The 14787-nt window shown below is 50.2% G+C and carries 11 protein-coding genes; 2 read left to right on the top strand and 9 right to left on the bottom strand.

Annotated elements, in window-relative coordinates:
* Positions 1-339 precede the first annotated feature (339 nt).
* Positions 340-642 carry a hypothetical protein gene (locus M4I36_RS10570; protein ID WP_258111706.1) on the bottom strand — a complete coding sequence of 101 codons (303 nt, stop codon included), beginning with the start codon at positions 640-642 and terminating at the stop codon, positions 340-342.
* Between M4I36_RS10570 and M4I36_RS16885 the strand changes: the two genes are divergently transcribed.
* On the top strand, positions 610-861 hold the full coding sequence (locus tag M4I36_RS16885; protein WP_374986016.1) for an HNH endonuclease: 252 nt from the start codon (positions 610-612) through the stop codon (positions 859-861). The two genes, M4I36_RS10570 and M4I36_RS16885, sit on opposite strands and share 33 nt — an antisense overlap.
* A 40-nt stretch (positions 862-901) precedes the next feature.
* On the opposite strand, the gene M4I36_RS10565 is transcribed toward M4I36_RS16885, so the two are convergent.
* The 7 genes from M4I36_RS10565 to M4I36_RS10535 form a co-directional block, all read right to left on the bottom strand.
* Positions 902-2455 carry an acetate--CoA ligase gene (locus M4I36_RS10565; RefSeq protein WP_258111705.1) on the bottom strand — a complete coding sequence of 518 codons (1554 nt, stop codon included), beginning with the start codon at positions 2453-2455 and terminating at the stop codon, positions 902-904.
* 62 nt (positions 2456-2517) lie between these two features.
* Entirely contained in the window at positions 2518-3198 is a 681-nt protein-coding gene (locus M4I36_RS10560) for a class I SAM-dependent methyltransferase (RefSeq protein WP_258111704.1), read from the bottom strand.
* Between the two features lie 168 nt (positions 3199-3366).
* Positions 3367-4497 carry a TDT family transporter gene (locus M4I36_RS10555; protein ID WP_258111703.1) on the bottom strand — a complete coding sequence of 377 codons (1131 nt, stop codon included), beginning with the start codon at positions 4495-4497 and terminating at the stop codon, positions 3367-3369.
* Positions 4498-4648: 151 nt separating this feature from the next.
* The gene (locus M4I36_RS10550) at positions 4649-7282 is read right to left on the bottom strand and encodes a DUF2309 domain-containing protein (protein WP_258111702.1); all 2634 of its coding nucleotides are present in this window, start codon (positions 7280-7282) and stop codon (positions 4649-4651) included.
* A gap of 6 nt (positions 7283-7288) precedes the next feature.
* Positions 7289-8809, bottom strand: coding sequence for an NADH dehydrogenase subunit 5 (locus M4I36_RS10545; RefSeq protein ID WP_374986014.1), 1521 nt, complete (start codon positions 8807-8809; stop codon positions 7289-7291).
* A gap of 376 nt (positions 8810-9185) precedes the next feature.
* Entirely contained in the window at positions 9186-10631 is a 1446-nt protein-coding gene (locus M4I36_RS10540; RefSeq protein ID WP_258111700.1) for an APC family permease, read from the bottom strand.
* Positions 10622-12067 carry a dipeptidase gene (locus M4I36_RS10535; protein ID WP_258111699.1) on the bottom strand — a complete coding sequence of 482 codons (1446 nt, stop codon included), beginning with the start codon at positions 12065-12067 and terminating at the stop codon, positions 10622-10624. Before M4I36_RS10535 ends, M4I36_RS10540 begins: the two co-directional genes overlap by 10 nt.
* A 216-nt stretch (positions 12068-12283) precedes the next feature.
* Here M4I36_RS10535 and M4I36_RS10530 point away from each other — a divergent pair, with 216 nt between their 5' ends.
* Positions 12284-13024: an SDR family NAD(P)-dependent oxidoreductase gene (locus M4I36_RS10530; RefSeq protein ID WP_258111698.1), complete on the top strand. Its 741-nt coding sequence runs from the start codon at positions 12284-12286 to the stop codon at positions 13022-13024.
* Between the two features lie 173 nt (positions 13025-13197).
* Here M4I36_RS10530 and M4I36_RS10525 read toward each other — a convergent pair.
* Positions 13198-14787, bottom strand: a 1590-nt coding sequence (locus M4I36_RS10525) for a glucoamylase family protein (RefSeq protein WP_258111697.1), incomplete at its 5' end; no start/stop codon positions are given.

The raw sequence follows: 14787 nt of genomic DNA, 5'->3' as shown, positions 1-14787 counted from the left end.
CAAATGCTTTCCTCGTGCTATCCCATTGCAGCCAATGATGCCAACGCGAATCTCTCCACTCATGAACAGGACTCCTTTGGGTAATATCCGCCGAAAACTCATTCGACCCCGTGTCCGAAGATTCTTTCGGCGGTCGAAGGGGTGAGCTTCATCTTTTATTATACCTGCTTCGCAAAACGAGATGGGCTCAGAAACGCAGAAATCTGTCGCAATCTGCGCGAAAGTCTGTAAAATATAATGGAGAGTCTTCATCTACGAGGTGACCACATGGCGCGACGACGAAGATATGACGGTAGATGCCCCAAATGCAGCGCCATGTGGTCCATGTCGACCCTACAGTCACATCGATTCCACTGCCCTCAGTGCGGCCATCCGCTCGACGAATCCAGCAAAATACGCGTTCTCGACTCGAGCGGCGCCATCCTCACTCCCTGCACACCTGCGCGAGCCGAAGAAGAAGTAGGTTATGGCAACGCCGTGTGGTTGGACGACCACTCCATCCGGCTGCGCTTCAGTGCCATCCACAAAAAAGAATACCGCGCCACCGTCTTCCGACGCGACCGCGGAAAATGCGTATGGTGCGGGGACGATGCAGAAACCGTAGACCACATCATCCCCGAGTCCAAAGGTGGCCGATTTCATCCAAAGAATCTTATGTGCGCCTGTTTCTCTTGCAATCAAGCACGCAAAAACTTAGATGTGCCAGACTTCCTTGCTCTGCGCACGCAATCCGGGTCTGAGCCCCCGCGCCCTCGACACATCCTCTCCCTCTACAGAGAAGCTCTGCGTTTCCAGCACATGGGCATGCCTCGAAAAGATACGAGAAACCCCAGACCGTCAACCGACAAGAACTCTTACTGAGCCGCAACCGATGGTTACACAGAACGACGTGAGCAGTCGCCTAGGACATCGTCTCCCGTGCCCGCAGCTCAATTCGTCGAATTTTACCGCTGTTTGTCTTCGGCAACGACTCTACAAACTCGATTAATCTAGGATATTTGTAGGGTGCGGTCAGAGTTTTGACGTGCTCTTGCAACGCCTTGACCAAATTTGGGTCTGCGGCATCTGCAGCGTCGCGAAGGACGACGTAAGCCTTCACCACATGGCCTCGCTCCGGGTCTGGAGCAGCAATCACTGCACACTCCGCCACCTTCGGGTGCTTTACGAGAGCATCTTCAACTTCAAACGGACCGATGGTATATCCCGCCGAGATAATGATGTCGTCCGACCGACCTTCAAACCAGATGTACCCATCCTCATCTTTGCGACCTTTGTCACCCGTGATGTACCACTCCCCGAGGAAGGAGCGAGCGGTGCGCTCCGGGTCATTTAGGTAGCCTTTAAAGAGCGCCGGAAACGACTTGTGCACACCAATGTGCCCAGTTTCACCAACCGGGACTACGCTGCCTTGGTCGTCGACAATTTCCACACGCATGCCTGGAAAGGGTTTTCCCATCGATCCCGGTTTCACCTCCATATCCAGCAGCGTTCCGACGAGCAAGCTGTTTTCGGTTTGTCCGTACCCGTCCCGAACGGTCACTTGAAATTCGCGCCGGAACGTATCGATGACTTCGCGGTTGAGCGGTTCCCCCGCAGAACAAGCGGATCGCAATTGGAGGTGGTAAGACGAGATGTCGCGCACTTTGGCCATCAAGCGATACTCCGTGGGCGTTGCACACAACAAGGTGACTTTGTGACGTTCCATGAGCTCTAGAAACGTGGTGGCCTCAAATCGGCCCTGATAAACAAACGCAGTCGCGCCATTCCCCAAAATAGAGACAAACGGACTCCAAACCCACTTGGCCCACCCCGGTCCAGCGGTCGCCCATGCGACATCTCCGGGTCGTGCGTCGAACCAATAGGTTCCTGCTACTGCGAGATGTTCGCGCGGCCAGGCATAGCCGTGCATAACTCCCTTTGGCCCACCCGTTGTGCCACTTGTGTACGACAAAAATGCCAAGTCCTCTTCGTCGGTTGGCACTCGGCACTCATCTTCGCTTCCCAGTTCCTCGAGTTGCTGCAGTTCTTCCCACCCGTCCACTCTTGAACCCAGCGAAAAATAGTGGCCGAGCGTTGGGCACGCGCTGCGGATTCTATCCACTTCTGCAGTGAGCGTCGCGTGTGCGATGACGGTGGTGACACTCGCATTCTGAACTCGGTACTGAATGTCGCTCGCACGCAACATTTCGGACCCTGGAAGAATTGTCGCCCCCGCTTTTAACAAGGCAAGATAGACCACGTACGGTTCCATCCCACGGGACAACAGGACCAACACGCGACTTCCCCGCGTAATTCCCTCGCGCACAAACCCGTTAGCTAGACGATTGGTTTCTCGCCTCAGTTCCGCGTACGTCAGCGTTTCCACATGACCCGATGCGTCAACGCAGTAAACAGCGGTTCGCTTGGGTGCAGATTCTGCGATTTCATCGACCACGTGAGCAAAGTTGTACCCCATGAGCACACCCTCCCAGACTTCTCAGTTCGTACCATCTCCACCTCTGTGCCCAAAGCATCTCGTCAAGTAATACTCGTTTCATGGATAGAATCCTTCTCCAGCGTCACCTGAAATAATCGCCTCGGCAATCCGCCTTCTTCAAATTCATGAACATCCAAAATGTGATAACCTTCGTCCAGTCTATCGACTTTTGCGCGATCAAAAAAATGCACAATGAAGCCTCCCACTTCATACATATCTTCTCCACGATGCACTCCTTGTCCAAAGTGTGCGTCGCCCTTATGTCTCACCGTATAAATGTTGAGCCCTCGAGGTTTCAAAACACGACAAGCATGCTGATTGATTGCTTCTAATTCTCTTGTTGTAAACGCCATACAATACAACATATGAGAATAAACAGCGTCAAATGAGTTTTCAGAAAAGGGGAATGCGTGGCGCACATCGTGCTGACAAACGTGCACTTGACTCGCCAAATGATGGTCTTCTGCCTTCTGCTGAATGCGTTCTGTCCCTTCCTTCGTGTAGTCAAGCACCGTGACGTCAAAGCCGTGCTGTGCGAAGTACAAGGTGTCTCGACCCTGACCAGCCCCTAATTCTAGTATCCGCGCCGCTCCGTGCTCGCGGAAGATACCTGCAGCGCGAATGGCCGCCTGACTCGGCGCCTCACCAAACATGTCGTTGTTTTTTGCAAACGCACCCTCCCATTGAGACTGCTGCCCATTTAAAGCCGTGTGGTCGATCACGATGAACTCCTCCTTCTGCAAAGGACACTTTAGCTGCTCAGTACACTTTAGATCAGGACGCTCTCCGATTCCACATGTAATCAACCCTTGTATTTTTCAATAATTTCCCATAATGCGATGTATGACAATCGAACAATGCCGCTTTCCCAATTGGAAGTTTACGCAACATCAGCGCGCTTTTTTGATTTTTTCACGGCGATACGCTAAGTGATGCCTGCGGATTGAATCCGAATCTCTCCAATGGAGCAAAGAGCCCTGCCATACCCCGGATGCAGTCCTAGCAAATACGATAGCAAAGCATCCCCACAAAAGCATCAACTGAGCAAGTCCTGCAACCTTAAAAAATGGATAACCCGCCAAATGTCCTAAGGCATACGTTCCGCTGGTGAAACTCCCAATGGGAAATACGTAGCTCCACCATCCCATGTGAAATGGTAATCCTTCTCCACGCCTGCTCAAGTGCAGTAGCGTGTGCATCGATGAAATGACAATCCACCAAACACCGACTCCCCACATCGCGGTGGAGAAAATCAGTCCGAATGTGTGCAAAATATTTCCGTATGGGCCGAAAATATCGTGCGTTTTTAAAGGCAAGATGCTGAACGTTCCCATAGACATCCCAATTGGCCCTATCTCGACCCAAAGACTTGGCGCCTCCTCTCCACTCAGTCGTCGATGAAAGACTAATCTCGAGTAGACGAGTGCACTGACCATCAGGAACAAAAAGAGAGTAGCTCCACACATGGCAACAATCAGCACAGTGACTGCAAACTGCTCGTCGGGTCCGCCCCAAAACGGGATGAGATTCGCTCCAGTGGCTGCTGCGACAATGGGCGGAACTACTGGAATGAGCCAAGTGGACAGTGCTTGCATGGGCTTGACTGTATGCTCCGTAAACAACAAATAAGGAACAACTATGACGGTGAACAGTGAAACAACGGTACCCGCCACCCATATCGTTTTACTGATATCAATGGCCCATGTCATGGGGAAAATGTGTGTCCCAATAAACAGATAGTCATTGCCCACAACGTTGATTCCCATCGCTAATGCTCCATAAAACAAGGCTCGGTCCGGGTGGCGAAAATCTTCCAGAGCTTCGCTTGTATACACGAACCACCGCAACAACCAAAAGACAAGAGCCATCGCAAAAATTAGATTCAAAAGTCCAAACAACAGAAGCCCCACTCTATGTTGAAACGGAACCGGAACAGGGGAAGTATACGTTAGGTCTGCGACAATCCCTACGCCCATGACCGTCGTGAACCAATTGAGGCCAAACTGTTTCGCAACACTCATGCTATTTACCTCCAGATTGCAGCACATGACATACTTATCCCCCAGCAGCGAACACATGTTGACGCTGGACGACGGTTATGTACTAAACTGCGGGAAAGGGCCACAAATATGCATGGTAAAACAGGCCACCGCATGACTGCGGTGGCCTGTTTTACATCGATATGCGTTTCCTTGATTTATCCAGGTGCGCTGACCGTTTATTGCTAAAACTCTCCCATCCGAACTGTGGATCCATAATAGCCAGACGCATCCATCCATTGCTTACTTTTTGAAGGAATGTGGGGTCCTTGTCGAACAATCGCTCCAAATATTCATGAGGTGCCTCAATGACTAAAAGTAGCCGTAGCGGATCGTGATAAAACTCTTCGTCCGATTCCATCACGGATTGCCAGGGCAACCCTGATAACAAATCACTCGCATTCCCTTGCATGACACCGAGACCAGCAGTGACGGTCTGTGTCGCCTTGTTTCCGCTGCCATAATAATGTGGCGCAACAGTCGACGCATAATACTGCAAGTTAATCCACTGTGCCACAGTTGCGGGACCCGCGATGATACTGGCAAGCAAGGTACCGTCATCATCCGCACGCCAGTCATAGTTGTGCAAAAAGACTCTTCCGTCGAAATCACACTCCTTGACCAGTCGGCGGCTACCGATGAAAAATGCAGCATTGCGGGCTAAACCCCATTCCGGACGAACCTCACTCCAATCTTCGGCCTGACGTTGAATTTCGAAGTTCGGGTTGACACATTTTAATTTAAGATGAGGCAACCGTGATAATTGCTCCTTATTGAGTATCTCGCGCACCTTTGGACACGCTTCTTGAATCCTACGAAATGCCTCCTGTGCTAGTCCTGAAAGTTTCGGAACATAGAGCCACCGTAATTCATTCACCGTTGTGATGTGTTCGACCGCGGCAAACACCGTATCTTCCGGAATATGAATCCCATCATTTTCAAGAGCTTTTCTCACTTGTTCCTGGTTGCAGAGCATCGCCAAAACTCGCGCATTGAATGCACCGGACGCTCCTCCGCAAGCACCGCAGTCCAAGGCCGCAGCATACGGATTATTGGTACTACGGCTGCCATGCCCACAAATGACGATGAGAGGCGCAAAGTTCTCCGTCAAGCCCATCGTTTTTAACGATTGGTGAACATAATACACTTTCTCTGCATCCGAAAAACCAATCGGTAATCCTGGTTCCGTGTCTATAGGGTCAAGTGAGAGCGTTGTAGGAGGCTTTTGCAACCATCGACGCCGCAGTTGTCGAAACGTGCGGTTTGCCCGGACCGGGAACATGCTCCGGAGTAACATTTGCATACCCAGCAAGGACCCGCTAAACTCGGGCAACAATAGGCTGGTCAAGACATTTTGCTTCATCTCCTGGAAGAGATGCGAAATCGACAGCGCAGCTTGCCGGTGTTCCTGGTAAGATTTTGTAGACTTCTCAGTCGCAAGTTCCTTAATTTTGTGCTGCGGCTTCAGTACTATCGGCAAAGACGGGTGACTGTGTGAACTACCGAGATGACACGTCTCAATCGGCAATCCAAAAAAACCAGCAACGCCCAAGGTCTCAAAAGGGCCTGCCTCTTCCAATACGCGACGAAACGGCTCCGAACGCGTATCGATACAAAATACCAGTTGTGCCAGAGCTGACTCTTTTACTCCAGTGGCGACCCTCTTCGATGAAATCATTGTTTTTATCTGATCTTCGTATGTGTCTTCCCAAGCTTCCAGCCAAAGCTGACGACGAACTAAATCATCAAATTGAGAGGCGAGAGTCAAGCGTGCCTGCTGCTGGGTAATGGATAACTGCGACCAAGCCTCAATCGACAGTCCGCCCCATTGACACCACTGTGCAATCCAACGACTGAACAGTGCCTGGTCATCCGGTTGTGGTTCAGGCAAAGGCAAATGTGGATGCATCAATGTCAATTCCAAGGAAATTCGGATGGCGAGATACTCAAATAGGAGTTGTTCTGAATGCCACAACATCATGCCCGCCCAACCTGGCAAAGATAACAAGTGAGCTTCTAAATAGTTCTGAATTTGAACTGTTGGAATTTCAAGGGCACGTAATCCGTCCCGTAAAGCATCCTCCGGCTGTTGCGGAAGATTTTTTAAGAGCTCCCGTTGCGTGCGGTTCAATACCGGATCGCGCGAAACAAGATTGCGCCAAGCGAGATAGAATCCTTCCTTGCGATTGGGGAGTGTCCAAGCTGCAGCAGACCGATTCAAAAACAGCTTACACCACTTAATCACATGGAAATTCAATTCCTTCTCTCGGTCATAACGAAAACTAACGGTTTGAAGCGACCGTCGCTCTGGCATTGGAGACATCAAACGACTCAACTTATGCGCGCACTTTTGTACTTCAGTGTCTTCCAAGAGTGATATAGAGATATCTTCCAACTTTAATGCAGCTGAACAAAATTGTTGCGCCAGATGGCGCGGCAGTTTTAGAGATTGTGCGTCCAACCACTGCCGCAGCCTTGTGTCAAGAAATTTGGGCTGAATTCTCCTTCTATTCACTGCACTCTGTAACAGCGAAGCGTTTGGATAGATATCCACACCACAAGTGTCGTTAAGCCAATGCGCAACGTCGTGAAAAGATTGATTTTCAAGTCCCATCCAGGGACTTCTCGCTGCAAACGAAGTCATCGGTCCAAGCGGCGCAATGACGCGACTAGCCGAACGTGCCAAACGGTGAATTTCATCGAAAGATACTAAGTCCAGGACAGTGGGTGCCGATGTACGCTGCTCAGATGCCGATGTACCATCCATCGCGTTTTACCTCCTCGACTCTGAAGTGGATACAAGATGCCTTGGATGGCTCTCTACCGAATTACGATGCGGTTCGCTGAATCGCAAGAGCCAAAGGTATACAACCGCATAAAACGTCGAGGAGGGATGGCGAGATAACCACGCTCCAAACACACTGCCAGTCAGCAATATCAATAAGACCGAAATAATCACAAATGCGTGAGGTTGGATTCCTTCTGGCACGGTTGCGTGCAGTAGCCCATAAAAGATGCTGAGAACAACTCCAAATACAGCCAGTGCTCCAGTGAATACCACAATCCCCACCCACCGGCCTATGCGCCCTTTTCCGACAGCAACGAGGTGTGACCATGCAAAGGACACCGACCACCCTAGAAGCACTGCACTAATCAGGTCATAGCCTTTCCCTCTGACGATTGCCCAAAACACGCATCCCACAAAGATGCCCAACACTACCCCAGTCATTCGCCACGAGGCGGAAGCCGTCGCTCGGGTCACTTCCTCCTCGTGATGAGCGGCAGACCCGGCCTGCAAAAACAGAGCGGATTTAAACAGTCCATGTAACACCGCATGAATAATGGCTGCTAAATAAGCCCCTAATGCGCACTGAATTAACATGAATCCCATCTGAGCGATGGTCGAACCAACCAATTGACGCTTGTAATCTACCTGGACGAGAATCGTACCAGTACCGAGTAATATGGAAACACCGGAAAGGACAATCAGTACAAATTGGGCAAAGTCCCCCATGAAAACAGGAGCAAATCGCGTCAAAATAATACCACCCGCATTGACAACCCCGGCGTGCATAACCGCTGAAACTGGAGTTGGAGCAACAACGGAATCGAGCAACCATCGTTGAAATGGAAATTGTGCTGCGGAAATGGCCACTCCGATGACCAACAGCAGGGATATGCCGAGCCTATTCCATGACCCCAACTGAAGGAGACTGTCTCTGGTCACCGCCAGAGACAACTGCCAGTGCCCCGTAACGAGAGCAAGCCACATGACAGCAAGGAACAAAACACCCCAATTAAGGGCAAACAATTGTCCTGCTCGCAAAGCCGCTGCTCTTGCTACCTGGGAATCTCCATTTAGCCCAATGAGCCATGTTAATCCGCCGAGCGTGGCTCCCCAACATGCGAGCATAAGGAGAAGGTCGTTGCTCAACCAAGCGATGGATGCAGAACCTGTAATGAGCGTGAGCAGAGCAAAATATGTCTTATAGTTTCGATCACCAAGAAACTGCCGCATAGAATACCGCTGTACCACAAAACCAATCGTGAATATGAACAGCGCCGTCAACCAAGCCAGAGGATCCAATTGCCATGGGCCAATAACCAGCACATCTCTCTGCGTTAACAGATTCCACAGGGCAAAGAAGGATGGTAAGCCACTTATGCCAACATGAATGCGAACGTACTGTCGAGGAACGCGCGGGAGCAGTAGAATCAAAGCGCTTAACAGCAACATCGCAACCGATAAGAAAAATACTACAACGGCCATTCCACACTCCCTCTCTACCTTGATACATTTTCCGGATTGTATCCCTCTCCCGGCCACAAAAAAACCGACGATTCCCAAAACGAAATGGGCCCAGTGGGCGGCATAACGTTTCGAAAACTGTCGGTTTACTATCAACGAGCCACATGGGCTCTCTGACAAGTCTACCTAGGTGACATACACTCACGACGAATCTGCGCCTAAGTGTACTGACTATTTTGCCTGCCGTCAAGTAAGTATTTGTTCACTGTTCAAACGGAGCTAAACTACAAGGGTCATCTCTCGCATGAACGATGACCCTTAGAGCCGATGCCAAAATTACTTTAGAGGTCGGGGGATTATTCAATTGGGGCATCGGCTCTTAGGACGACGACTGTCCAATGCCGGCAGGACATGATTCGAGTTATAAATATTCACTGGACACGGTAGCTTGACCCGCTTTAGTCAACGTTTCTGGCCTGTTCTTCTTCAGCCAGAGGGCTACGATGACTCCAATCAAGACAAAGAGCGCTGTCAGATATAGAACAAGATTGAGCGGCCAAGCCGGAATGGGATAGATGGTCGATACAAGTGGAATGAACATAACAATGGCACCCAGTGCAGATGGGAGAGTCCCTGCCAACCAACCCATGTTAAAGTGGTGCTTGTCTTTTTTCCACAAACGAATCCAGGCAATGTTAATCAGGACATACAGCGAAAGTCCGAGAATATCGGACGCTTCCACCAAATAGCTGAATCCAGCCGGATACGGACTTTTAACGAAGCTCACGGCCAACAGCAACAGGGTGGACACTCCGGTTAACATGAGGGCGGCATGGTGCGGCGTTCCGAAACGTTGATGCAACTGAGAAAACCACCGAGGAATCACACCATCCCGGCCCATCGTAAATAACACACGCGCACTGGCGTTTGCGCTCGCCAGCGAGATGCCAAGAGCAGAGATCATACCTGCGAGATCAACTACGAGTGCCATCCATCGCCCAACGAAATGAATTGCCAACGAACTGAGGGGGAGTGTCGCATGTGCTAACCGACCTCCACCGTGGACCCCATATCCTATCGCGATCGCATAGGAAACAACAATGTATAGCAATCCGCCTAAAATGAGAGCAGTAAATATAGCCGCGGGAATCGCTTTAAAACGATTTTTCGTTTCCTCAGCCACAGTTGCGGACGCCTCAAATCCCGCAAACGCCCCGACTCCGTACAACATGCCGAAGATAATGCCTGCCCAAGATGAAGGCGACTGATGTGGCGAGAATACGGCCCATGTGTTCCCATGGGCTCCGCCTTGCACAATGATGGCTATAGCCAGCCCTAGAACAATAGCGGTTTCGACAATAATAAGGAACAAGTCTACTCTCGCCGAGGTGCGTATCCCACGTATGACCAGATACGTAACCGCCGCGATGCCACATAGAGAGAAGATCAGCCAACTAATCTGTTCCCCGAAGACCTGTTGGGTAAAGCCCTGCGCAAAGTAGCCAAAGACCAGCAAATTGGACGGTAAAGCAAGCCCATAGGCTAACGCAAGCATCCAACCGGAGAGAAAACCAAGTATCTTGCCAAAAGCCAAGCTATTGAAGGCATACGCCGCACCAGCCGAGGCAAAGCGTCTGGCAAAGTGCAAAATCGATGCGGCGGTCAAAAAAGAAGCCACCATAGCGAAGACAAACGCAAGCGGAACCGCACTTCCTGTAAACTGCGCCATGGCCTGAGGTAAAAACAGCACGCTCGCGGCGGGAGCCATATTACCAAAGGAAATCGCTAAAGCTCCCCAAAAACTGATACTTCCCTCGCGTAACCCCAATGGGCGGATTCCTTCCGAAGATGAACTGGTCACAGGCATGATCCTTTCTCTACAGGCGGCCATGACGTTTGATAATAGGCAACAAGCGTCCGCAACCCCTGTTCTCTCTGGGATAGAGAAAAGTTCTCGTTTGCAGCGTGAATATTATCTGAGGGCAAGCCAAAACCCAGCAAAACCACCTGTGCCTGAAGGTACTCAGAAAAATGCGCTAAAACTGGGATGGATCCGCCCATTTGAATAAATGTTGCTTCTTTGCCGAAGCCATGTGCTAAGGCTTGTACGGCGTGTGCGTAGGCCACATGGGAGACATCAGCCATCCATGCGCTGCATTCATCGAGTAGCTTTGTGTGGACTCGAACCGTCGAAGGAGCTTTACTCATTAAGTGCTTTTGAAGGATATCAGCAATGTGAGTCGGATTTTGTCCTAACGCTAGACGTACCGTCACTGTAGCATGGGCGACGCTTGGAATAATGGTACGGGGAGCGGCGCCTACATCTCCACCATACATGCGATTGACCTCCAGCGACGGTCGTATCCAAATTCTCTCCAGCGGAGTATACCCAGCTTCTCCGTATAGTGCCGGAACTCCCAGTTGTTGTAGCAAAAGGTCTTCAGGCGGAGTCATCTGTCGTATGAGACTTCCGACCTCATTTGGGACCGGTGCAATATCGTCGTAAAAGCCATTAACCGCTATGCTTCCATCGACATTGTGTAAGCTGTGAATCATCGCTGATAAAGCATGCAGAGGATTTTCCACCAGTCCACCGTATCCGCCTGAGTGCAAATCCTGTGCAGGACCATGTACGGTTATTTCAATGCCGCATAGCCCGCGCGTTCCAACGCACAAAGCAGGTTGGTTTTCAAACAAAAACGGAGTATCCGAAATGGCGACCACGTCCGATTGCAAATCTAACGTATGTTCCCGTCCCTGCTCATCGATGATGTCCACAAATCGTGCCTCGCGCACGCGAGATAGCAATGCAAGAAGACCAGGACTTCCTATTTCCTCCTCGCCTTCGATCAAAAACTTGATATTAAAGGGTAATTCCCCACCCGTTTGTATGACGGCTTCCAGAGCTTGGAGATGCGTCAGCAGTTGCCCCTTGTCATCGCTAGCTCCACGCGCGTACAAACATTGGTCACGAATCTCTGGTGCAAAAGGCGGACTGCACCACTCCTCCAGTTTTCCCGGCGGTTGAACGTCGTAATGTCCATAAATCAGTATCGTCGGCAAGTGTGAACCTTGATGTCTTTCTGCGTAGATAATCGGGGCAGCGTCCTCAAGCGCAATCCACCGCACCATCGGCATCCCTATTGCGCTCAAATGAGTCGATAAAAATTCAGCTGCTTCATACAATCCATTCCGCTCTTCGATTTCCATACTAATACTAGTTATTGATAAAAAATCAACCAAATCCTGAAGCATCCTTGTATGGTGCTTTTTTATATAATCCTCAGCCTTTGCGTGCGGCATGGTTATGATGTGCTCTCCTTTCTGCTCTGATGACCGGATGTCCCTGCGATCTTCCGTAGACGTAACAATCCGTCGCTAAAGACATCACATTGCGACGAGTATAGCACGATTCTTACGTCAGAGAATCGATGCATGCGCTGAACTGCCTTCTCGAGATAAATTCTGCCGATCCGCTATAATGAGCATATATCCAGCAAAAGCGAAAAGGGGCGCATTATGAAAGCACTTATCACAGGCGCAAATAAAGGAATCGGTTTTGAAATCGCGCGCAATCTTGGAAAGCGCGGCTATGACATTCTCCTCGGGGCGCGCGATGAAGATCGTGGTCAGGCGGCAGTCGACAAGCTCGTCGCAGAAGACATATCGGCGAGGTTCATAAAGGTCGATTTGAACGATGTCGACACCTTACACACCGCATCTGCAAGGGTGGATTCCCTCGATATACTGGTCAATAATGCCGGAATCCCGGATAGTGTCAAACCTGGACATCCGCCGCTGGATCTTACAAAACACACGTTTGACTACACAACTGAAGATTTACGCGCGACGATGGAGACGAATTTTTTCGGCACGCATGAACTCACCCAACATCTGCTGCCCTCTCTGAGTGACAAGGCCAAAATCGTCAATGTTACGATTCCAATTTCGCCGACTGACTTTTGGCACCCGCTCGCGTACATCACGAGTAAAGCGGCACTCAACATCATGACCCTGACTTACGCGTTCGAGTTCAAAAAGGCTGGGAGCCAGCGTCAGATTTTTGGCATCATGCCCGGCGCGATCGCGACCGACTTGAATGGCATGGAAGCTGGTGCACGCGGCGGATTCGTCAAGTCTTCCGAAGCTGCAGGCGAAATCATCACCCACATAATCCTGTCCGACAAGAATCAAAATGGTCAAATCATACAGTACGATGGAAAGGTTGTGACTGACTATGAGACTCAGATAAGAGGTTAGAAGCACACATCTCAGGCTGTGCTATGAGTTCTGCGATGGTTGACCTATCGAACACTATATTCGGCACCGTCTTGAAAAGGCATAGAACGGTAGAGCAGCCATTGTCAAAGAACTCTGTTTGCCGCCTCTAGGCAAGACATGCGTTTCCGCTAGAGAAACCGTGTCTTTACTTTTTAACGATCACCATAATGCAGCGTCATTCCAGGCACGGGACTAATGGAGAAATGCTCCATTTCTAAATATGGCTTGTCATGCTGCCCGACAGGGTCTTCAGCAAAATAACGTTGCAGCCCACCCTTCATCAACGCATCATCTATTCCTGCCATGATCATCCCTTGGTCCAGAACTAAATACCGGGGAGCTATCGTTCCTGTTGTAGGGTCAACCGAATCATAAAATCCATAGGTTCCATAAATCCGGTACAGATTCTTTAGTTTCCGTATATTCCTATAGGCTTCTTGGGGCAAAAATGGTAGTGCTAAAAATGAAGCATACGGCGCAATGGCCGTATTCTCATATGCATTACCAGTACCGCCAGAGCCCATCGGATATGCACCATAAGCCGCATAGTTTCCAGTAGTACCAGGAACGCTCGCTGGAGAAAGCCCCCACACAGGGTATTTCAGCGCTTGAGTGGCATAATCTATGGACGCTTGAGCGTAGTTGATATCGTTTAAACCAAAGCTCCATCTTCCCCATGTCGACTCCGGCACTACCAGTGGTGCCATCAAGGCCTCAAATTCACTTCCACCCCAACTAGGCACATAGGTAATTCCGTCATAAGTATAATGCCCTTCAACAACCGCAAACCGCTTGCCTGAATAAGGATCCGTGTAAGTCATCGTCGGACCCAAGGGCTTTTGCGTCTGCCATGTAAAATCACTCGGGAGTGTACGCCAGGTGCGCCACCACACATCTCCCGGTAAAGTCTTAGTCCCCATGCCGATATACGCCGCAATTCGAGGGTCAGTATTGAGATTGCCATACTCAAACGATGCTGGCCCCACCCCAGCATAGTATCCCCCGTACATTTGACCCGCCGTAATGTTGGTAGACTGATTATTGTCGTCGTAGAAAATCCCAAAGTTCATCGCATTAAGCAGCTTCGTCGCTTCCATTTTCAATCTTGGAAAGGCATTACGAACGACAATAAGGGAAGAAGCATACCAGCCGTTATCGACTGTAGAGATGAATTGACCTCTTGTCGAGGAAATCGGTCCACTCCCAGGCCCATTAATCGCTACTCCGCTGTTGGTATTATACCAACTCAATAGAAACCCATGCCATTTATCCAATTTTTGTATGGCTTGTAGCTCCCGACTGGCCAACTTATAAGCGTAATGGCCCGAGATAATATGCAACTGACCAGCCGCCGTGATACTCCACAAATACATTGCAATATCTGTTGGAGACGTATACTCTCCTTTGGCAGGAGCCCCCTGGAACCCGATGTTGTCCATGGGTAAATCGGTACGTGCATTCACGTCAACCGAAAAAAACTTCCACGTTCTGAATGCCATCTCCTTTAGCGAACGTCGTTGTTTGGCGTTGAGCGCCTGTCCCGCGTAAAGCATTTTTAGTGGTGGCGCCGGTACCATAGCCTCGGAGTAAGAACTCGCAATGAGCCGATTCGCAGATGTTGAAACACTTGTCGTCCATGATGACGATGATGGGGCCATAAGCAAACTAGTACAGAGTTTCCAAAATATCGTCACTAACTCAGCTTGCGGGTATCCGACCCAATACCGTATCTCCACTGAAAC

It is taken from the genome of Alicyclobacillus sp. SP_1 (genome assembly GCF_024706985.1).
In the GTDB taxonomy this organism is placed as follows: Bacteria; Bacillota; Bacilli; order Alicyclobacillales; family Alicyclobacillaceae; genus Alicyclobacillus_I.
Note: the sequence above shows the minus strand (reverse complement) of the source record. Positions and strands in the feature narration are given on the sequence as shown.

What these genes read in the sequence shown, in the direction of transcription:
- M4I36_RS10570 (WP_258111706.1), bottom strand. Translation starts at nt 642, where the DNA reads ATGAAATCGGCCACCTTTGGACTCGGGGATGATGTGGTCTACGGTTTC.
- M4I36_RS10565 (WP_258111705.1), bottom strand. Translation starts at nt 2,455, where the DNA reads ATGGGGTACAACTTTGCTCACGTGGTCGATGAAATCGCAGAATCTGCA.
- M4I36_RS10555 (WP_258111703.1), bottom strand. Translation starts at nt 4,497, where the DNA reads ATGAGTGTTGCGAAACAGTTTGGCCTCAATTGGTTCACGACGGTCATG.
- M4I36_RS10550 (WP_258111702.1), bottom strand. Translation starts at nt 7,282, where the DNA reads ATGGATGGTACATCGGCATCTGAGCAGCGTACATCGGCACCCACTGTC.
- M4I36_RS10540 (WP_258111700.1), bottom strand. Translation starts at nt 10,631, where the DNA reads ATGCCTGTGACCAGTTCATCTTCGGAAGGAATCCGCCCATTGGGGTTA.
- M4I36_RS10535 (WP_258111699.1), bottom strand. Translation starts at nt 12,067, where the DNA reads ATGCCGCACGCAAAGGCTGAGGATTATATAAAAAAGCACCATACAAGG.
- M4I36_RS10530 (WP_258111698.1), top strand. Translation starts at nt 12,284, where the DNA reads ATGAAAGCACTTATCACAGGCGCAAATAAAGGAATCGGTTTTGAAATC.